The following is an 18641-nucleotide window of genomic DNA, read 5'->3' on the forward strand; positions in this document are numbered from 1 at the left end:
GACTGGGCCGCGCCGGTCGCCGACCTGGATCCTGACGGCCCCTCCGCCGACGCCGAGCAGGCCGCTTCCGTGGAGCCTGGCGGCGTCGTGACCACGGTCATGGCCACTGTCACGGCTACCGAGGACGCGGGTGAGGCCGTGGACGACCCGGCCGATGACGCGGTCGGTGGGGAGGCGCCGACGTTGCGGGCGGCGTTGGAGGCTATCCTGCTGGTCGTCGACGAGCCTGTCGCCGAGGTGACCCTCGCCCAGGTGCTGGAACGGCCCACAGGAGAGGTCGCGGCCGCGCTGCGCGGCATGTCGGCGGAATACACCGCCTCCGGGCGGGGTTTCGATGTGAGAGAAGTGGCGGGCGGCTGGCGTTTCTACACGCGTGCCGACTGCGCGCCAATGGTCGAGCGGTTCGTACGCGACGGCCAGCAGACGCGGCTCACCCAGGCCGCGCTGGAGACTCTCGCGGTCGTGGCCTACCGGCAACCGGTGAGCCGTGCCCGCGTCGCCGCCATCCGCGGCGTCAACAGCGACGGCGTCATGCGCACGCTCGTCGCGAGGGGGCTGGTCGAGGAGGCCGGCTCCGACCCGGAGAGCCAGGCAGTGCTCTACCGGACAAGCTCATACTTCCTTGAACGTCTGGGACTGCGGGACCTGAGCGAGCTCCCCGAGCTCGCGCCCTTCCTCCCCGACGACGTGGAGAACCTTGAGGAGACAACAAAGTGATCAACAGGCGCAGCACCCCGTCCGGTGATGGACGCGGTCGTGGACGCACCGGCGGCTCGGGCCGTGACGGGCGTCCCGCCTTCCGTTCCGGCGACGCCCGTGACGGCCGCGGCGGTTTCCGCGGCGACGAGGGCGGCCGCCGTGGCGGCTACCGTGACAACGGCTCCCGCGACGACTCGCGGGGCAACGACTACCGAGGCAACGACTACCGGGGCGGCGACTCCCGCGGCGAGCGCACGGGTTCCCGCGAGGGCGGCTTCCGCGGCGGCGCCGGGCGTGGCGACTCCCGCCGCGACGACTCCCGCCGCGACGACTCCCGCCGTGACGACTTCCGCCCCAGGACCGGCGACGGCCGCGACGCCCTGCGCGCCGGGCGGGGCGGCTCCAGGTTCGGCGGTGGCGACGGCGACCGCCGTGACGCGCGCGACGACCGCTTCTCGCGCGGCGACAGGGGAGGCTTCTCCTCGGGCGACCGTGGCGGTCGCCCCGAGCGCACCGGTCGCGGCTACCACGACAATTCGTACACCCGCGACGACCGCGGCGGCCGTCCGGGCCGTGGTGACGAGCGTCCGTACGCCCGCGACGCCCGCGACGACCGTGGCGGTCGTCCGGGTCGTGGTGACGACCGTTACGCCCGTGACAGCCGTCCGGGCCGTGGTGACGAGCGTCCGTACGCCCGCGACGACCGTGGAGGCCGTCCGGGTCGTGGTGACGACCGTTACTCCCGTGACAGCCGTCCGAGTCGTGGTGACGACCGCTTCTCCCGTGACGACCGCCGGTTCGGCGGTGGACGTGATGAGCGTCCGAACCGGGACGACCGCTACGGTCGTGACAGCCGTACCGACCGTTATGCGGGCGGCGACCGCTCCGAGCGGGGCCGTGGCGACGAGCGGCCCGGCTTCAAGGCCGGACGCGGCGGACGGCGGGACGACGCCGCCCCCGCCACCACCCGCGCCCGGTACGGCAGGCGCGACGGCGACGGGCGCCCCGCGCGCACGCCCCGCCGCGACGACGTGCAGACCCTCGGGGGCAACAGGCGGCAGAGCCCCGAGCGGCCGGCCGTCAGCAGCCCGCAGCACGCCCGCGTGAAGGCCGCCCGCCAGCCCATCCGCGACCGCGACCTGTTCCCCGAGGGCTACACCGACGAGCGCGACACCACCGAGGTCCCCAACGGCGTCCGGCTGCAGAAGGTGCTCGCCCAGGCGGGCGTCGCCAGCCGCAGGGCGTGCGAGGAGATGATCGGCGAGGGCCGCGTCACCGTCGACGGCCAGGTGGTACGCCGCTTCGGGGCGAAGGTCGACCCGGCCAAGCAGATCATCCACGTGGACGGCAAGCGCATCCCGACCGCGCCCGACCTGGTGTACTACGCGCTGAACAAGCCCATCGGCGTCGTCTCCACCATGGAGGACCCGCAGGGCCGTCCGTGCCTGGCCGACTACGTCCAGGAGCTGGCGCCGCGGCTGTTCCACGTCGGGCGGCTCGACACCGAGACCGAGGGCCTGCTGCTGCTCACCAACGACGGCGAGCTGGCCAACCGGCTGACCCACCCCAGCTACGGCGTGCAGAAGAAGTACTGGGCCAAGGTGCCGGGGCCGATCCCGCGCGACCTCGGACGCCGCCTCAAGCAGGGCATCGAGCTGGAGGACGGCCTCGCCAGGGCCGACAGCTTCGCGATCGTTCAGGAGCACGGCCAGCAGGCGCTGGTCGAGGTCGTCCTGCACGAGGGCCGCAAGCACGTCGTCAGGCGGATGCTGGAGGAGGCAGGTCACCGGGTGATCGACCTGGCCAGGATCGAGTTCGGGCCGGTGAAGCTGGGCCGGACGAAGCCGGGCACCATCAGGTCGCTCAGCCTGAAGGAGGTCGGCGACCTGTACGCCGCGGTGAAGCTGTAATCTGACCGGACGCAGGAGCCCGCGTGAGTCTTCGCGCGGGCTCTCCGGCTTTCAGGGGGGACGGTTCCACATGGTGCGGGCGATCCGCGGGGCGATCCAGGTGGACGCCGACGACCGTGAGTCGATCATCGCCGGGACGACCGAGCTGGTCAACGCGATCATGAAGCGCAACGACCTCACCACCGACGACGTCATCAGCGTGCTGTTCACCGCCACTCCCGACCTGACGGCGGAGTTCCCGGCGCTGGCGGCCCGCAAGCTGGGTTTCCACGACGTGCCGCTGATCTGCTGCACCGAGATCGACGTGCCGGGCGCCCTGCCCCGCGTCGTACGGCTGATGGCGCACATCGAGACCGATCGGCCGCGTACGGAGATCAACCACGTCTATCTGCGTGGTGCGGTGGCGCTTCGGCAGGACATAGCGCAGTAAGCTGCACAAAGGGTACAAAACGCGCACTGAGCTGCGTCGGGAGACCGCGGCGGTCCCGTGTCGTGAGAGAATCCGAGCCCCGTCAATCGAACAGCCCGACCCTCAGGAACCGAGATGGATCTACGTACCGTGCTCGTCGTGGGCACCGGCCTCATCGGCACCTCCACGGCGTTGGCGCTGCGCAAGCGAGGGGTGCGGGTGCTGCTCGCCGACCGCGATCCCGGAGCCGTACGGCTGGCCAGGGAGCTGGGGGCGGGCGAGGAGTGGTTCCCCGAGGGCGAGCAGGCGGGCGAGCGGCCCGAGCGGGCCGACCTGGCGATCATCGCGGTGCCGCCGGCGCACGTCGCCACCGAGCTGCTCGCGCTGCAGCGGATCGGCGCAGCCCGCTTCTACACCGACGTCGCGAGCGTGAAGGCCGAGCCCATCCACCGGGCCGCGCAGCTCGGCTGTGACCTGACGTCCTACGTCGCCTCCCACCCGCTGGCCGGGCGTGAGAAGTCCGGGCCGGGGGCCGCGCGCGAAGACCTGTTCCTCGGCCGGCCGTGGGCGCTGTGCCCCACCGACGAGTCCGACCCGGAGGCCAGGGCGGCCGTCCTGCGGATGATCGAGCTGTGCGGGGCCAACCCGGTCGAGGTGACCGCGGTCGACCACGACCGCGCCGTCGCCGTGGTCTCCCACGCGCCGCACGTCGCGGCCTCCGCCGTCGCCGCCCGCCTCGCCGACGCGACCGACGTGGCGCTCGGGCTGGCCGGTCAGGGCGTACGCGACGTCACGCGCATCGCGGGCAGCGACCCCGGCCTGTGGCTGGGCATCCTGCAGGGCAACGCCTCCCCGGTCGCCGAGGTCCTGGAGGCCGTGGCCAGCGACCTGGCCGACGCGGCGAACGCGCTGCGCGCCCTGGCCGAGGGCGACGGCACCGCCACCGACGAGATCACCCAGTTGCTCAAGCGCGGCGTCGCCGGTCACGACCGCATCCCCGGCAAGCACGGCGGCCCGGCGCCCGCGTACGCCGTGGTGCAGGTCTTCGTCGGCGACCGTCCCGGGCAGCTGGCCCGCCTGTTCCAGGTGTGCGACGAGGTCGGCGTCAACGTCGAGGACGTCCGGCTGGAGCACGCCCCCGGTCTGCCCTTGGGCATCGCCGAGGTGTCGGTCGAGCCCGACGCCGCCGTCACGCTCACGAAGGCGCTGCACGAGCGGGGCTGGCAGGTTCCCTGACGCTCGGGCACGACGGCGGGCGGAGCCGGTGGCCCCGCCCGCCGCGTTCCCGTGACGTCAGCGTTTCGTGACCGCTTCGCTGACGGCGTTCGGGCCGTCGTACTCGCGGTCGGGCATGGCCTCCAGGGCTTGGACGATGTCGTTGCTCGCGTTGTGGTCGCGGGCTGCCTGGACGAGGTCTTCCTTGCTCGCCGGGTAGTCGACGCCGCCGAGGTGTTTCTGCAGGTCTATGGGATTCGGTGCAGTGCTCATGCCTCCCTCGCTGCCCACGTCAGCAGGAGCGTAACGACCTGCGGGTTCGCGCCCGGCCCGCTCCAGGACGCGCCGGGCCCGTTCCACGGCGTCCGGAAGGACGCGGCGCCGCGCCAGCGCCCTGTGCAGCCGCGGCACGGCCGTGCGCAGGCCCTCCCAGCCCGCCGGGCCCTGACGCAGCGCGTCGAGCGCGCGGCGCGCCACGACCGGCCACGGGCGGCGCAGCACGGCCGTGAGCACGGCGTTGCGCGCGGCCAGCACCTGGCGGCCGCGCGGGTCCCGAGGGGGCGAGGGGTGGTGGTGGGCGACGACGTCGTCCACGTACGCCAGCCCCCAGCCGCCGGCGGCCAGGTCGACGGCGAGACGCTCCTCCTCGCCGAAAAAGAAGATCACGTCGTCGAAGCCGCCGGCCTCCAGGAACGCGTCCCTGCGCACCACCGCGCCGCACGCCAGGAACCCCAGCACGCCGGGCCCCGGCAGGCCGGGCCGCACGCCGAGCGGTGAGTCGCGCATCTGTGCCGAGACCGCGTCCAGTCGCTGCTCCGGGCCCACCAGGACGCGCGCGCCGAGCAGCGCCAGCCGGGGGTGGGCGTCGAGCAGGTCCGCGGCCCGGTCCAGCGCGCCATCGGCCCACCAGGAGTCGTCGTCGGCGAAGGCGACGTAGGGCGTCCGCGCCATCGAGACGCCGATGTTGCGGGCGGGCGCGCCCAGGTTCTCGCCCGCCTCCACGACCTCGATGCCGGGGAAGTGGCGGCGGACGAACGCGGGAGTGCCGTCCGTCGAGCCGTTGTCGACGAGGATCGCCGGGCGTGGGTGCCGGGGCAGGGTGCGGGCGAGCGTCCGCCGCCTGTCCCTGGTGGCGACCACGACGGTGACCCGGGGCTCATTTTTCACGGTCTGCCCCTTACCGCGCGGGGGCCCCTTAGTCCTCAGGTGTGCGTTGACGGCCTGCCGGGGACCGGTGTAGAAGAGTGGGTAACAGTGTTTCCGGATAGAAACGGCGTTACCGCATGAGTGTGTCCGCGTACCGGCAAGCCCGCCTCGAAGGGCAGGACGTCGTCAGGACGGCCGTCCTCGACGCCGCCAAGCGACTGCTCGTCGAGGACGGTCCCGCGGCGCTCACCGTGCGTTCCATCGCCGCCGCGGCGGGCTGCTCGACGAAGGTCATCTACACGCTCTTCGGCGGGAAGGAAGGGCTCGGCGAGGCCCTCTGGACGGAGGGGTTCGCCCGGTTCGAGCGGCGGCTGCGCGGCATTCCGCAGCACGACGACCCCCTCGTCGTGCTGCGCGCCGGGATCGAGGCCTACCGTGACTACGCGCTGGCCGAGCCCGAGTTCTACCGGGTCATGTTCATGGGGGCGCTGCCCGCGTACCGGCCGGGGCCGCAGGCGGCGCGGGCGGCCAAGCGGACGTTCGACATCCTGGTGGACGGGGTGCGGGCCGGTATGGAGGCGGGGGTCCTGCGAGGGCCCGGCGCCGGAGAGATCGCCGACGTGCTGTGGATGGGGATCCACGGCGCGGTAAGTCTGGAAATTTCCTGTTATTTCGAGGGCGACGTGGCCGCGCAGCGTTACCGGCTGCTCTGCTCGTCGCTGCTCGCGCCGTTCCTGACCACCGACGAGAGGACGACGTCATGACCGGCTCCACCCCGTACCGAGGGGGCTTCGCCCCGGTGGCCGATGAGGTCACCGCCTTCGACCTCGCGGTCACCGGCCGCGTCCCGGCCGAGCTCAACGGCCGCTACCTGCGCATCGGCCCCAACCCGCTGAGCCTCGACGATCCGTCCGCGGGTCACCTGTTCCTCGGCGAGGGCATGGTGCACGGGGTGCGGCTGCGCGACGGCCGCGCCGAGTGGTACCGCAACCGCTGGATCCGCAACGCCGCCGTCGCCCGGCGGCTCGGCGAAGAGCCCCGACCAGGGCCCGTGCACGCGGGCATGGACTTCGCGGCCAACACGCACGTCATCGGGCACGCCGGGCGCACGTTCGCGACCGTCGAGGCGGGTGCGCTGCCGTACGAGCTGGGGTACGAGCTCGACACCGTCGGCTCGTGCGACTTCGGCGGCGGCCTGCCGGGCGGGTTCGCCGCGCACACCCACACCGATCCCGCCACCGGGGAGCTGCACGCGCTGGCGTACTTCTTCGGGTGGGACCACCACCAGCACATCGTGATCGACCCCAAGGGCACGGTGACGCAGGTGCGCGACATCCCCGTCGCGGACAAGCCGATGGCGCACGACTTCGCCCTCACCGAGCGGTACGTCGTGATCTACGACCTGCCGGTCACGTTCAGCATGGCCCACGCCGAGAAGGGGGTGTCGCTCCCGTACGCGTGGAACGACGACCACCCGCCGCGGCTCGGCCTCCTGTCGCGGGTGACCGGGCAGGTGCGGTGGGTGGAGGCGCCGTCGTGCTGGGTCTTCCACACCCTCAACGCCTACGACGACGGCGACGAGGTGGTCGTGGACGTCGTCAGCTACCCCAAGCGGTTCGTGGACGCCCGCCTCGATCTCGGCGGCCTGCCCACGCTCGACCGGTGGCGGGTGCACCCGGCGACCGGCAGGCTCCGGTCCACGCGCCTCGACGACCGGCCGCAGGAGTTCCCGCGCATGGACGAGCGCCGCACCGGACGCCCGTACCGTTACGGCTACACCGCGATCACCCGTGACCTCACCGACATCGTGTTCCCCGGCGGCGCAGAACTGGAGGACCTGCCCGACGGCGCCTTCGACAACACCCTGGTCAAGCACGACCTGGAGCGCGGAGCCCAGGAGCAGCGGCGGTTCGGGCGCGGCGCGTACGTGGGAGAGCCGGTGTTCGTCCCCTCGGGCGAGGCCGAGGACGACGGCTACGTGCTCGCGTACGTCAACGACCCGGCCAGGGGCGCGGCCGACCTGGTGATCCTGTCCGCCCGCGACTTCACCGGCGAGCCCGTCGCCGTCGTGCACCTGCCCGCCCGCGTGCCGCTCGGTTTCCACGGCAGCTGGATCGCCGACTGAGCCGGACACGGTAGCCTCTTCGCGTCGGACAAAACGTGAAGAGGGAGAGGCCGTGACCGGTCTGGTCGTCGCCATGGACGGCCCTTCGGGGTCGGGTAAGTCGAGCGTGTCGCGCGGAGTCGCCCGAGCGCTGGGCCTGCGTTACCTCGACACCGGGGCGATGTACCGCGCGATGACCTGGTGGATGCTGCGTGAGGGCGTCGACCTCGGCGACCCCGCGGCCGTCGCCGCCAGGTGCCCCGCGCCGGTGATCGTCTCCGGCACCGACCCCGACGGCCCCACGATCCACGTCGACGGCGTCGACGTGGCCGAACCGATCAGAGGGGCCGACGTCACCGGAGCCGTCTCCGTCGTCGCCGCCGTGCCCGAGGTGCGGGCCCGGCTCGTCGACCTGCAGCGCGAGGTCATCGGCGAGGGCGGCATCGTGGTCGAGGGCCGTGACATCGGCACGGTCGTCTGCCCCGAGGCTCCCGTCAAGGTCTACCTGACGGCCAGCCCCGAGGCCCGCGCCCGCCGGCGCAGCGCCGAGGTGGCCGGTTCGACGGTGGAGGCGCAGCAGGAGGCCATGGCCAAGCGCGACACGCTCGACTCGACACGCAAGACCGACCCCTTGTCGATGGCGGCAGGCGCCGTCGAACTCGACACCACCGAGCTGACTCTCGACGAGGTCGTCACGGCGGTGCTGAGGCTGGTCGCCGAGCGCGGCGGACACACGTCCGCGGGCGTCGGCGACCCGATACACGAGCGCACCTGACCCGATCGGGTGCGGGACTCACATTAAGGACGAAGAACTGTGTCTACGGGGGACTGGGTCGAGGCCGACCTCGACGATTTCGAGATCACCGAGCACGGCGACCAGACGCCGCTGCCCGTCGTCGCCATTGTGGGGCGGCCCAACGTCGGCAAGTCCACGCTGGTCAACCGCATCATCGGCCGCCGTGAAGCGGTCGTGGAGGACGTCCCTGGCGTCACCCGCGACCGCGTCACCTACGAGGCCAACTGGCGCGGCCGCCGCTTCACGGTGGTCGACACCGGCGGCTGGGACCCCGACGCCACCGGGATGAACCTGCGCATCGCCGAGCAGGCCCAGGTCGCCGTCGAACTGGCCGACGTCATCGTGTTCGTCGTCGACGCCACCGTGGGCGCGACCGACGCCGACGAGATCGTGGGCTCGGTGCTGCGGCAGTCGGGCAAGCCCGTCATCCTGGCCGCCAACAAGGTCGACAACCAGCAGCTCGAACTCGAGGCCGCCGGGCTGTGGGGGCTCGGGCTGGGGGAGCCGTACCCGGTGTCGGCGCTGCACGGCCGGTCGAGCGGCGACCTGCTCGACGTGGTGCTCCAGGCGCTGCCCGAGACGCCCGCGGTCACCTTCGAGACCGAACGCGGGCCCTCCCGCGTCGCGCTGCTGGGCAAGCCCAACGTCGGCAAGTCCTCCCTGCTCAACAAGCTGGCGGGGGAAGAGCGCGTGCTGGTCGACCCGATGGCCGGCACCACCCGCGACCCCGTCGACGAGCTCGTCGAGCTGGGCGGGCGCACCTGGCGCTTCGTCGACACGGCCGGCATCCGGCGGCGCGACCGCGAGCTCCAGGGCGCCGACTTCTACGCCGCCATGCGGACGCGCGCCGCGCTGGAGCGCACCGAGGTGGCGGTCGTGCTGATCGACGCCAGCGAGCCGCTCACCGAGCAGGACCTCCGCATCATCGGCCTGGTGATCGAGTCGGGCCGGGCCATGGTGGTGGCCTTCAACAAGTGGGACCTCGTCGACGAGGACCGCCGCTACTACCTGGAGAAGGAGATCGACCGGCAGCTCGTCCGCACCCCGTGGGCGCTGCGCGTCAACATCTCCGCCAAGACCGGCAGGCACGTCGACCGGCTGGTCCCGGCACTGGAGAAGGCGCTCGACTCCTGGTCCACCCGGGTGCCGACGTCCCGGCTCAACGCGTTCCTCACCGAGCTGGTGCAGCAGACGCCGCCGCCGGTGCGGGGCGGCAAGCAACCGAAGATCCTCTTCGCCACGCAGGCGTCCGTCGAGCCGCCGAAGTTCGTGCTGTTCACCTCCGGCTGGCTGGAGGACACGTACCGGCGCTTCATCGAGCGGCGCATCCGTGAGGAGTTCGGCTTCGCGGGCTCGCCGATCGAGGTCACGATGAAGATCCGCGAGAAGCGCCAGAAGAAGGACAAGTAAAGCGCGTTGCCGCCGGTCCCATGTGCTCGTAGGATCGGCGGCAACGCGTTGACGGAGACGAGTAACCAGCGGACCGCGCAGGTCCAGAGAGCCGCCGGAAGCTGTGAAGGCGGCCCCGCGCCCCGCTGGTGAAGACACTCCCGAGTGCGGGGAGGCAATGCCCCGCCGGCCTGACCCCCGTCACAGGGTCGATCAAGGCCGCTTCCACGAGGCGGCGAAAGTGCGGTGGCACCGGGAGCTCCCTTCTCCCCCGCACTCCCAAGGGGTCATGCACTTCCGTGAGGAGCTGTAATGATCTCTCGTGTCATGTCGGCGGAGCTCGCTGAGCACGCCGGACAACGAGTGACGATCGCCGGTTGGGTCCATCGCCGCCGGCGGCTGAAATCCGTGTCCTTCCTCGTCGTCAGAGACCGTACCGGGCTGGCCCAGACCGTCACGGCCGCCGGTGACCTGCCTCCGGAGGAGAGCGTCGTCGCGGTCACCGGCACGGTGACCGCGGGCCCGCAGGCGCCCGGGGGCTTCGAACTGGTCTCACCCGAGATCGAGGTGCTGGCGGAGCCGTGCGCGCCGCCGCCGTTCGACCTCTACCGGCCCGTCGTCGGGGCCGGGCTGCCGACGATTCTCGACCACGCGCCGGTCGCGCTGCGCCATCCGCTCCTGCGGGCGCCCCTGGAGATCTCCGCCGCGAGCGTGGCGGGTTTCCGTGAGACGCTCGACCGGCTCGGGTTCACCGAGATCCACACGCCGAAGATCGTCGGCTCGGCGACCGAGTCCGGCGCGAACGTCTTCGGCATCGACTACTTCGGCAGGCCCGCGTACCTGGCGCAGTCACCGCAGTTCTACAAGCAGGCCATGGTGGGGGTGTTCGAGCGGGTGTACGAGGTCGGCCCGGTGTTCCGCGCCGAGCCGCACGACACCGTACGCCACCTGGCCCAGTACACGAGCCTCGACGCCGAGCTGGGCTTCGTACGCGACCATCGCGACGTGATGGCGGTGCTGCGGGAGGCCGTGGCCGGCATGCTGGAGTCGGTACGCCACCGCGCCCCCGAGGCCCTCACCCTGCTCGGCGTCACACTGCCGGACGCGCCCGCCGAGATCCCGGCCGTGCACTTCACCGAGGCGCAGCGGATGACGTCGTCCGACGAGCCCGACCTGTCGCCCGAGCAGGAGCGGTGGCTGTCGGAGTGGGCGCTGCGGGAGCACGGCTCGGAGTTCCTCTTCGTCACCGGCTATCCGATGTCCAAGCGGCCTTTCTACACCCATCCCGACCCGGACCTTCCGGGGTACTCCAACGGCTTCGACCTGCTGTTCCGCGGGCTGGAGCTGGTGACGGGCGGGCAACGCCTGCACCGCCACGACGACTACGTGCGCGCCCTGGCCGACCGGGGTGAGGGCACGGAGGCGTACGAGGGGTATCTGCAGGCGTTCCGGTACGGGATGCCGCCGCACGGCGGGTTCGCGCTCGGTCTGGAACGGTGGACGGCACGGCTGACGGGCGCCACCAACATCCGCCAGACCACCGCCTTCCCCCGCGACCTCCACCGCCTCACCCCGTAGGCCCGGGGGGCGCGGCGCGTCCCGTCTCTCATCGTGGGTCGGTGTCGCGCCGCTCTCGCCTGGCACGCTCGCGTTCGCGCGCGTGCCAGGCGGGTTCGGGCTGTGCCTTCTCTCGTCGGCACGCCGGAGGTCAGCGCCCGGTCAGCTCGCGGCGGACGCGCTGCTCGCGGCGCGGCACGAGCAGCGCGACCGCCGCGCCCACCACACAGACCACGGACGTGACGAGGAACATCTCGGTGTACTCGGTGTGCAGCGCCGCCCGCACCTGCGCGGTGTAGTCGGCGAGCCGCCGCTGGAAGGTGTCCGGGTCGACGCCGAACGGCAGCGGCGTGTCGAGGTCGGCCGTCAGCGACTGGAACCGGTGGAAGCCCCACGCGGACACGGCGGCGATGCCGATCAGCATGCCCATCATCCGGGCCACCACGACGGCCGCCGAGGCCACGCCGTGCTGCGCGGCCGTGCTCGCCCGCAGCACGGCGGCGGAGACCGGCGCGATCACCAGGCCGAGCCCGAGCCCGGCGACGATCAGGTCACGGTCGAGGGTCGTGCCCGCGCCGGCCAGATCGAGCGGCCAGCGGCTCATCAGCGTGTAACCGGCCGCCGCCACGACCATGCCCGCCACGGCCACGTACCGGTCGCCCAGCCGGCGGGCCAGCACGCCGCCCAGCAGTGCGCTCACCGTCAGAGCGGCGAGGAAACGCGCGAGGAACAGCGCCGCGTCGAGCTCGTCCAGGCCGAGCAGGGTCTGGGCGGTGAGCGGGACGAACACCATGGTGACGAGCAGCGCCGCGCCGGTCAGGAAGCTCACGGCGAGGGTGGCGAGCAGCGGGATCTTGGGAAGGCCGGTGAGGTCGAGGAGCCGTACCGGGGAGCGGATCTCCCACCGGACGAACCCACCCGCCGCCACCAGGCCCGCCGCGATGAGCGGCATCCCCCATGGCGGCAGAACCGCGTGCGCCGGGTCGGGGTTGTACAACCCGACCACCAGCAACCCGAGCGCCACCGCCAACAACACCCCACCCACCACATCAACCCGCCGCGGCCCGCCCCGCACCTCGTCGCCGGGACGCCGATCGGCAGCACGGACCTCTCCGGACGTGCGGGTGTCTTCCGCGGTGGGAGTGGGGACGTTCTCCGCTCCTGCCACGGCCTCTGTGGGGATCGCGGTGGGGACGGTGTTCTTCAGCGTGGGGCCGCCCTCTGTGGTGGCCGCGGCATCTGCTGGAACTGTTGTGGAGGTGGCCGCTTTCGTGGGGAGGGCGGGGCTGGTCGGGGTGGTGGGACGCGGGTCGCCCTCAGATGGTCGGGGGGTGGGGCGGAGGCGGGGTGGTGGGGGGAGGGTGAGGTGGATGGCGACGGCGGTCAGGGCGGTCAGGGGGAGGTTGATCCAGAAGATGGTGTGCCAGCCGCCGAGCTCCACCCCTGCCACCACCGTGCTCGGTGTCAGCGCCAGCAGGCCGCCGTACAGGGGGCCGAGGGCGCTGCCGAGTTCCTGGGCCGCGCCCACCGCGCCGAGCGCCACCGGGCGGTCCGTCTCGTCCCACAGGTCGCCGATGAGCGCCATCGTGATCGGCAGCAGCGCGCCTCCGGCGACCCCCTGCACGGTACGCCCGGCCACCACCATCAGCTCACCGGCGGCCAGCGCCGTCAGCACCGAGCCGAGCGCGAACACCGCCAGGCAGGCGTGGATGAGCGGACGCCGGCCGTACCGGTCGGACAGCTGGCCGAGCAGCGGCATCGCGGCGACGTACCCGAGCAGGAAACCCGTGACGATCGGGGTGGCCCGCTCGAGGCGGTTGAGCGGGATGCCGACGTCGGCGGCGACGGCGGCGAGGACGGTCACCACCACGTACGCGTCGAGCGCGGCGAGCAGCACCACGGCGCCGCCCGCGGCGAGCACGACGCGGCGGGCGCGCCTCATCCGGCGGCGGGCGGCGTGATCGTGATCGGCGCGTCGTAGTCGCTGAAGGACACCGTCACCGTGCCGCCCTGCAGCGGGACGCCGGCCTTGCTGAGCCGGCTGGTGGCCCGGTCGATCCAGACCGTGCCGGTGACGCCCTGCGTGACGCCGGGGACGATCTGGCCGAGCACCTGGCCGGAGAAGGTGGCGGCGACCCGGTAGGCGTCACCGTCGACGGCCTCGACCTTCGGATCGGTGGCCGAGGCGAGCAGCTGCGCGATGCCCTTGGTCGGCTTGAGGATCACCGAGGGGTCGTAGAGCTGCGCGAGCTGCTCACGGGTCATCTTCTGGTAGCCGCCGGTCGGGCCCTTGAAGTGGACGGTGTCGCCGACCAGGGTGAAGGAGACCTCCTGCAGCGTGCCCAGCACGTCGAGGGTGATGGTGCCGTCGGCGTCGCCCGCGGCGGTGAGCCTGCCGTCGGCCGTACGGACGGGAACGTTCGGCTTGCCTTCGGTCGTGATCGAGAAACCGGCGGTCTTGACGGTCTTCATGGCCTCGGCGGCCTTGGTCATCAGCTCAGGCCCCGAGGGCAGCTCAGCCCCGGCGCCGCCGCCGGACGAGCACGCCGCCGTCAGCGCGAGAACTGCCACGATCATGAGCTTTCTGAGCATGAGCGGATCGTAGCGACCACCACCGACCGTCCGCGCGGCGTGGACGATATCGGTTGGGTGTCAGCGCAGCTTCTTCAGGTGGTCGACGATCGGCGCGTACCAGGTCTCGATGGCGGCGAGCTGCTCGTCGGTCAGCCGGTCGACGAAGTGCTCGCGGACGCTGAGCACGTGGGACGGCGCCACCCGCTGGATCGTCTCCCAGCCCTCGTCGGTCAGCACCGCGAAGGTGCCGCGCCGGTCGTCGCGGCAGTCCTCGCGCCGCACCAGCCCCTTGGCCTCCATCCGGGAGATCTGGTGGGACAGGCGGCTGCGCGACTGGATGGTGGCGTCGGCCAGGTCGCTCATCCGCATGCGGCGATCGGGGCTCTCTGACAGGTTGACGAGGATTTCGTAGTCGTTCAGCGACAGAGAGTATTCCTGCAGCTCGCGGTCGAGCCGATGGAGCAGCAGTTTGTTCAGCGCCAGATGCGTACGCCAGGCACGCTGCTCGGCGGGAGATAGCCAGTGAGGCGCGCTCATGATCCCCAATCTAGCGCACGTAGAGTGATGCGCTATGGAGGGCAAGTCGGGAGAAAGCCTGGCCACCGTGCTCGTGGCCGGTGCGGCGAACCTCGTCATCGCCCTCGCCAAACTCTTCGCGGGCCTCGTCAGCGGCTCGGCGGCGATGCTGTCGGAGGCGGCCCACTCGGCCGCCGACACGGTGACCGAGCTCCTCCTGCTCGTGGCGGTACGCCGCGCGGCCCGGCCCGCCGACCGCCGCCACCCGTTCGGCCACGGCAAGGCGGGGTTCGTCTGGGCGCTGCTGGCGGCGTTCGCGACCTTGGTCGGCGGTGCGGGGTTCTCGATCACGCACGGCCTGCACGAGATGAGCCACGGCGAGGAGCTGGGCAACCTCACGCCGTCGTACGTCGTGCTGGCCGTCGCCTTCGTCATGGAGGGCCTGTCGTTCGTCAAGGGGTTCACGCAGCTGCGCCGGCAGGCCGCGCGCCACGGGATCCACCCGGTGCGCCTGGTGCGGCGCACGTCCGACACGGCGCTCAAGGCGGTGCTGTTCGAGGACGCCGCCGCCCTCGCCGGGCTGCTGATCGCGGCCGCCGGACTGGTCGCCGCGCAGCTCACCGGCTCGGCCGTCTGGGACGGCGTCGCGTCGGTCGGGATCGGCGTCCTCCTGCTCGTCGTCGCGCTCACGCTCATCCAGACGAACCTGTCGCTGCTCGTCGGCCAGGCCGCGCCGCGCCGGGTGGAGGACGGCATCCGGGTCGTGCTGGCGGACCAGCCCGAGGTGGTGGAGGTCGTGGAACTGCTGACGATGATCATCGGCCCGGGCGACGTCCTGGTCGCCGCGAAGATCGACTTCAGGGACGAGGCCAGCGCGGCCGGGGTGGAGATCGCCTGCGACGAGCTCGACCGGCGGCTGCGGGAGCGCTTCCCCGGGATCTCGCAGGTCTTCCTCGACCCGACCCCGACCCGCCACCGCGGCGCGCCCAGATGAGGCTCACCACGACAGGGGGATGACGGCCCTTCGCGCGGGGACGTCGGTGACGACCGCCACCCTGATGTCCGGGCCGGCGCTCCACTCCAGCAGGTGACGGCCGGTGAGGTCGTCGCCGCCGGAGCCGAGCGTGCCGAGCGTCAGCTCGCCCCGCTTGATCAGCGCCTCTTTCCGGGTGAAGCGCCTGATGAGCTCGTCGTTCCCGGTCACCGCCGCCCGCTCGCGCGGGGTGAGCACGCTGTCGGCCAGATCGGCGTGCAACGGCCCCGCCGGGACGCGCTCGGCGTCGATGCCGACCTTGCCGGGCCCGGCCGCCGCGCACACGTAGCCGCGGGTGTGGCTGAGGCTGACCCCGAGCTCGGGAGCCTCCTCGATGTACGGCCTGCCGTGGCCGTGACCGTGCAGGTCGCAGTACTGCCGCAGCGTCAGCTTCTCCGGCTCGACGCCGAGGACGGCCGCCGCGCAGAGCCGTACGAGGAGGTGGGCGGCCACGAAGCTGTCGCGGTCGGCCTCGAACATGAAGCGCGCGCCGCGGTCGCGCTCCACCTCGGTGAGCCAGTCGTCAGGGGCGGGCACCTCGTCGGGACGCCCGCCCATCGCCAGGGCGGCTATCGTCGTCCTCCCGTCGCTCGCGGTCGCGGAGGCCGGCGCGCGGCCTCCGCCGGCACCCTGATCCCAGGACCGGCGGCGGGCCGTCACAGCAGCGCCGACATCCACGACTCGATCTCGTCCGGGTGACGGGGAAGCGCGGACGACATCAGCCGGGCGCCGTCGGAGGTGATCGCCAGGTCGTCCTCGATACGGATGCCGATGCCGCGCAGTTCCTCTGGCAGCGTCAGGTCGTCGGGCTGGAAGTACAGGCCCGGTTCGACGGTGAGCACCTGACCCTCCTCCAGCACGCCGTCGAGGTAGACCTCCGCGCGGGCCCTGGCGCAGTCGTGCACGTCCAGGCCGAGCATGTGGCCGCTGCTGCACAGCGTGTAGCGGCGGTACAGGCCCGACTCCATCAGCGCGTCCGTCGACTCCTTGAACAATCCCCACTCGCGCAGGCCGTCGCAGATGACGCGCATGGCCGCCAGGTGGAACTCGCGGAAGCGGGCGCCCGGCCGCAGCGTGGCGATCGCCGCCTGCTGCGCCTCGTACACGAGCTCGTACGCCTGCCGCTGCACGCCGCTGAAGCGTCCCGACATCGGGATCGTGCGGGTGATGTCGGCCGTGTAGAGGGTGTCGGTCTCGACGCCCGCGTCGACGAGCAGCAGGTCGTCGGGGTTGAGGGCGCCGTCGTTGCGGATCCAGTGCAGCACGCAGGCGTGCGAGCCGGAGGCGACGATGCTGTCGTAGCCCGTCGCGTTGCCCTCCAGCCGCGCCCGCAGCCCGAACACGCCCTCCAGGTAGCGCTCGCCGCGCGCGTGGCCGAACGCCCGGGGCAGCGCGCCGACGATGTCCTCGAAGCCGCGCGCGGTCGAGTCGACGGCCTTCTGCAGCTCGCCGACCTCCCACTCGTCCTTGATCAGCCGCATCTCCGCCAGGTACGACGTGAGCTCGGCGTCGCCGTCGCCCGGCCGCACCCGCGCGTCGACCGAGGCGTCCACGCCGCGCAGCACCCGGGCGGGCCCCCTCAGGTCGAGGTCGCGGATGTGGGCGCACTCGATCTGGTACAGCTCCGCGGCCTCGGCCAGGTCGGGGCGCGGTCCGACCCAGAACTCGCCGTAGCGGCGGTCGCGGTAGAACTCCTGGCCCTCCGCGCGGGCCGCGGGCGGCCGCAGGTACAGGACCGCCTCGCCGGAGGGCTCGACCACCAGCACGTCGTCGGGCTCGCTCGCCCCCGTCAGGTAGGAGTACGCGCTGTGCGGACGGAACACGTAGTCGGCGTCGTTGCTGCGCACCTTCAGCGTGCCGGAAGGGATGACCAGCCGCTCGCCGGGGAAGCGCTGCGCGAGGGCGGCACGGCGCTTGGCCGCCCACGGCGCGATCGGCCGCGCGCTCACCTCCGTCGCGCGCGAACCGGCCCAGCCCGTACGCATGAACACGGCGAGCTCGTCGGTGATGGGCAGGTCGTGGCTTCCGGTGTTGAGCTGCTCGGTCATGTGGCCGTTCCCTGGGGTGACATAGCTGTTTCTTACGGACGTTCTTTTCGGGACGAAGCCTACGGGACGCGCGCACGGCCCCTCAGCGGGTGTTTGCCCGTCTGCTCGGTTGGAACACTAAGGGGACTGAGGGCAAGAAGAAGGTGATGCGCATGCTCATCGGGACCATACTTCGCGCCAAGGGCAGTGACGTGACGACCGTCACGCCTGAGGCGACCGTACGGGAGTTGCTCGACAAGCTCGCCTCGCGCAACATCGGTGCCGTCGTGGTGTCGTCCGACGGGGTCACCATCCGTGGCATCGTCTCGGAGCGCGACGTCGTCCGCCGGCTGTGCGACCGCGGCGCGGCGCTGCTGGACGCACCGGTGTCGGAGATCATGACCACCGAGGTGCACACCGTCGAGCCGGGGGAGAACGTCGACTCCCTGCGGCAGACCATGACCACGCAGCGGTTCCGGCACATGCCGGTGGTCGAGGACGGCCGGCTGGTCGGCATCGTGAGCATCGGCGACGTGGTGAAGAGCACGATCGAGGAGCTGGAGACCGAGAAGGCGTCCTTGGTCGACTACCTGCACCGTTGACAGCACCGTTGACAGAGGTGGGACGCTTGGTCCCGTGATGTACGGGCCGACGCCTCACCAGTACCCGCCGGTGCCCGAGTACCCCAGGGCGACGAGCAGTCCGCCGATCATCCTGCTGGTGTCGGGGCTCGCGGCGTTACTCGGCTTCCTGCTGGGGCTGTTCGTCGGATTCGGCGCCGGAGCGGCGCCGGCCGATCCCGCGCCCCGCGTCACCGTGACGATCGAGGAGACGCCTCCCGCCCAACCGGACTCGGGCTCCGGCGCGCCCACCCAGAACCCGCTGCCTCAGGACACCGCGCCGCAGAACACGCTGCCCCAGGAAACCGCGCCGGGCGTCCCGACGCCGGGCCAGACCCCTTCCGGGACGTCGCCCGGCGGGACCGACCTCGGCGGCCTGATCAACCCGGCGTCCCTGCGCACGTACGTGGTGGGCCGGGACCTGCAGCCGGGTACGTACCACACGGCCGGACCCGAGTCCGGCTTCAGCATGTGCTTCTGGGCCAGGTTGCGCGGCGCCGGCGGCGGCGTGCTCGCCACCGGCATGCCGACGGGCCCGACCGGCGTGACCATCCAGGCCACGGACGGCGCCTTCCAGACGGGCGGCTGCAAGGAGTGGACCAGAACCTGACGGCCCCCGAGGGGTGTTGGCACGGCAGGGGCGGCC

18 protein-coding genes are annotated in these 18641 nt (G+C 72.2%); 12 read left to right on the plus strand and 6 right to left on the minus strand.

Features of this window, described 5'->3' with window-relative positions:
- Positions 1–99 precede the first annotated feature (99 nt).
- The 4 genes from scpB (at position 100) to BLR04_RS24030 (ending at position 4254) form a co-directional block, all read left to right on the plus strand.
- The gene (scpB, locus tag BLR04_RS24015) at positions 100–717 is read left to right on the plus strand and encodes an SMC-Scp complex subunit ScpB (protein WP_090769375.1); all 618 of its coding nucleotides are present in this window, start codon (positions 100–102) and stop codon (positions 715–717) included.
- Entirely contained in the window at positions 714–2609 is a 1896-nt protein-coding gene (locus tag BLR04_RS24020) for a pseudouridine synthase (RefSeq protein ID WP_245740447.1), read from the plus strand. Before scpB ends, BLR04_RS24020 begins: the two co-directional genes overlap by 4 nt.
- A gap of 70 nt (positions 2610–2679) precedes the next feature.
- Complete coding sequence (gene aroH, locus BLR04_RS24025; protein WP_090769277.1) at positions 2680–3039, plus strand: chorismate mutase; 360 nt, start codon at positions 2680–2682, stop codon at positions 3037–3039.
- Positions 3040–3153: 114 nt separating this feature from the next.
- Positions 3154–4254 carry a prephenate dehydrogenase gene (locus tag BLR04_RS24030; RefSeq protein WP_090769279.1) on the plus strand — a complete coding sequence of 367 codons (1101 nt, stop codon included), beginning with the start codon at positions 3154–3156 and terminating at the stop codon, positions 4252–4254.
- A gap of 57 nt (positions 4255–4311) precedes the next feature.
- Here BLR04_RS24030 and BLR04_RS24035 read toward each other — a convergent pair whose 3' ends face one another.
- A complete protein-coding gene (locus BLR04_RS24035) occupies positions 4312–5400 on the minus strand; it encodes a DUF2795 domain-containing protein (protein ID WP_143022168.1) in 1089 nt (362 codons plus the stop codon).
- A 116-nt stretch (positions 5401–5516) separates the two neighbouring features.
- Here BLR04_RS24035 and BLR04_RS24040 point away from each other — a divergent pair, with 116 nt between their 5' ends.
- The 5 genes from BLR04_RS24040 to aspS all read left to right on the plus strand — a co-directional run bounded on the left by BLR04_RS24040 (position 5517) and on the right by aspS (position 11246).
- The gene (locus BLR04_RS24040) at positions 5517–6143 is read left to right on the plus strand and encodes a TetR/AcrR family transcriptional regulator (RefSeq protein ID WP_090769283.1); all 627 of its coding nucleotides are present in this window, start codon (positions 5517–5519) and stop codon (positions 6141–6143) included.
- A complete protein-coding gene (locus BLR04_RS24045) occupies positions 6140–7504 on the plus strand; it encodes a carotenoid oxygenase family protein (protein WP_090769286.1) in 1365 nt (454 codons plus the stop codon). The genes BLR04_RS24040 and BLR04_RS24045 overlap by 4 nt, the downstream gene beginning before the upstream one ends.
- A 73-nt stretch (positions 7505–7577) precedes the next feature.
- The gene (gene cmk / locus BLR04_RS24050; RefSeq protein WP_090769380.1) at positions 7578–8258 is read left to right on the plus strand and encodes a (d)CMP kinase; all 681 of its coding nucleotides are present in this window, start codon (positions 7578–7580) and stop codon (positions 8256–8258) included.
- Between the two features lie 39 nt (positions 8259–8297).
- Positions 8298–9689, plus strand: a complete 1392-nt coding sequence (gene der, locus BLR04_RS24055; protein WP_090769288.1) for a ribosome biogenesis GTPase Der — start codon at positions 8298–8300, stop codon at positions 9687–9689.
- 291 nt (positions 9690–9980) lie between these two features.
- Entirely contained in the window at positions 9981–11246 is a 1266-nt protein-coding gene (gene aspS, locus BLR04_RS24060) for an aspartate--tRNA(Asn) ligase (RefSeq protein WP_090769290.1), read from the plus strand.
- Positions 11247–11376: 130 nt separating this feature from the next.
- Here the strand turns inward: aspS and BLR04_RS41895 are convergent, their stop codons facing one another.
- From BLR04_RS41895 to BLR04_RS24080, 3 genes are read right to left on the minus strand one after another with little or no spacing between them, the layout of a single operon-like run.
- Positions 11377–13167 carry an MFS transporter gene (locus BLR04_RS41895; protein ID WP_245740448.1) on the minus strand — a complete coding sequence of 597 codons (1791 nt, stop codon included), beginning with the start codon at positions 13165–13167 and terminating at the stop codon, positions 11377–11379.
- A complete protein-coding gene (locus tag BLR04_RS24075; protein ID WP_090769292.1) occupies positions 13164–13817 on the minus strand; it encodes an LppX_LprAFG lipoprotein in 654 nt (217 codons plus the stop codon). The genes BLR04_RS41895 and BLR04_RS24075 overlap by 4 nt, the downstream gene beginning before the upstream one ends.
- Before the next feature lie 60 nt (positions 13818–13877).
- Entirely contained in the window at positions 13878–14336 is a 459-nt protein-coding gene (locus BLR04_RS24080) for a MarR family winged helix-turn-helix transcriptional regulator (RefSeq protein ID WP_090769294.1), read from the minus strand.
- Between the two features lie 34 nt (positions 14337–14370).
- On the opposite strand from BLR04_RS24080, the gene BLR04_RS24085 reads away from it, so the two are divergent.
- Entirely contained in the window at positions 14371–15309 is a 939-nt protein-coding gene (locus tag BLR04_RS24085; protein ID WP_090769296.1) for a cation diffusion facilitator family transporter, read from the plus strand.
- A 3-nt stretch (positions 15310–15312) separates the two neighbouring features.
- Here the strand turns inward: BLR04_RS24085 and BLR04_RS24090 are convergent, their stop codons facing one another.
- Together BLR04_RS24090 and BLR04_RS24095 are read right to left on the minus strand one after the other, a co-directional pair.
- Positions 15313–15906 (minus strand): 4'-phosphopantetheinyl transferase family protein, encoded by a 594-nt coding sequence (locus BLR04_RS24090; protein WP_090769297.1) that lies wholly within the window; start codon positions 15904–15906, stop codon positions 15313–15315.
- 98 nt (positions 15907–16004) lie between these two features.
- Positions 16005–17396, minus strand: a complete 1392-nt coding sequence (locus BLR04_RS24095) for an aminopeptidase P family protein (RefSeq protein ID WP_090769298.1) — start codon at positions 17394–17396, stop codon at positions 16005–16007.
- 152 nt (positions 17397–17548) lie between these two features.
- Between BLR04_RS24095 and BLR04_RS24100 the strand changes: the two genes are divergently transcribed.
- Together BLR04_RS24100 and BLR04_RS24105 are read left to right on the plus strand one after the other, a co-directional pair.
- Entirely contained in the window at positions 17549–17977 is a 429-nt protein-coding gene (locus tag BLR04_RS24100; protein ID WP_090769382.1) for a CBS domain-containing protein, read from the plus strand.
- 37 nt (positions 17978–18014) lie between these two features.
- Entirely contained in the window at positions 18015–18605 is a 591-nt protein-coding gene (locus tag BLR04_RS24105; protein ID WP_090769300.1) for an Rv1352/Rv1906c domain-containing protein, read from the plus strand.
- Positions 18606–18641: the final 36 nt, after the last annotated feature.

The organism is Nonomuraea maritima (assembly GCF_900100395.1).
In the GTDB taxonomy this organism is placed as follows: Bacteria; Actinomycetota; Actinomycetes; order Streptosporangiales; family Streptosporangiaceae; genus Nonomuraea; species Nonomuraea maritima.

Bases quoted from the DNA above. Each gene is read 5' to 3' on its own strand.
- scpB (WP_090769375.1), top strand. From the start codon at position 100: ATGGCCACTGTCACGGCTACCGAGGACGCGGGTGAGGCCGTGGACGAC.
- aroH (WP_090769277.1), top strand. From the start codon at position 2,680: ATGGTGCGGGCGATCCGCGGGGCGATCCAGGTGGACGCCGACGACCGT.
- BLR04_RS24030 (WP_090769279.1), top strand. From the start codon at position 3,154: ATGGATCTACGTACCGTGCTCGTCGTGGGCACCGGCCTCATCGGCACC.
- BLR04_RS24040 (WP_090769283.1), top strand. From the start codon at position 5,517: ATGAGTGTGTCCGCGTACCGGCAAGCCCGCCTCGAAGGGCAGGACGTC.
- BLR04_RS24045 (WP_090769286.1), top strand. From the start codon at position 6,140: ATGACCGGCTCCACCCCGTACCGAGGGGGCTTCGCCCCGGTGGCCGAT.
- cmk (WP_090769380.1), top strand. From the start codon at position 7,578: ATGGACGGCCCTTCGGGGTCGGGTAAGTCGAGCGTGTCGCGCGGAGTC.
- aspS (WP_090769290.1), top strand. From the start codon at position 9,981: ATGATCTCTCGTGTCATGTCGGCGGAGCTCGCTGAGCACGCCGGACAA.
- BLR04_RS41895 (WP_245740448.1), bottom strand. From the start codon at position 13,167: ATGAGGCGCGCCCGCCGCGTCGTGCTCGCCGCGGGCGGCGCCGTGGTG.
- BLR04_RS24075 (WP_090769292.1), bottom strand. From the start codon at position 13,817: ATGCTCAGAAAGCTCATGATCGTGGCAGTTCTCGCGCTGACGGCGGCG.
- BLR04_RS24080 (WP_090769294.1), bottom strand. From the start codon at position 14,336: ATGAGCGCGCCTCACTGGCTATCTCCCGCCGAGCAGCGTGCCTGGCGT.
- BLR04_RS24085 (WP_090769296.1), top strand. From the start codon at position 14,371: ATGGAGGGCAAGTCGGGAGAAAGCCTGGCCACCGTGCTCGTGGCCGGT.
- BLR04_RS24090 (WP_090769297.1), bottom strand. From the start codon at position 15,906: ATGGGCGGGCGTCCCGACGAGGTGCCCGCCCCTGACGACTGGCTCACC.
- BLR04_RS24095 (WP_090769298.1), bottom strand. From the start codon at position 17,396: ATGACCGAGCAGCTCAACACCGGAAGCCACGACCTGCCCATCACCGAC.
- BLR04_RS24100 (WP_090769382.1), top strand. From the start codon at position 17,549: ATGCTCATCGGGACCATACTTCGCGCCAAGGGCAGTGACGTGACGACC.
- BLR04_RS24105 (WP_090769300.1), top strand. From the start codon at position 18,015: ATGTACGGGCCGACGCCTCACCAGTACCCGCCGGTGCCCGAGTACCCC.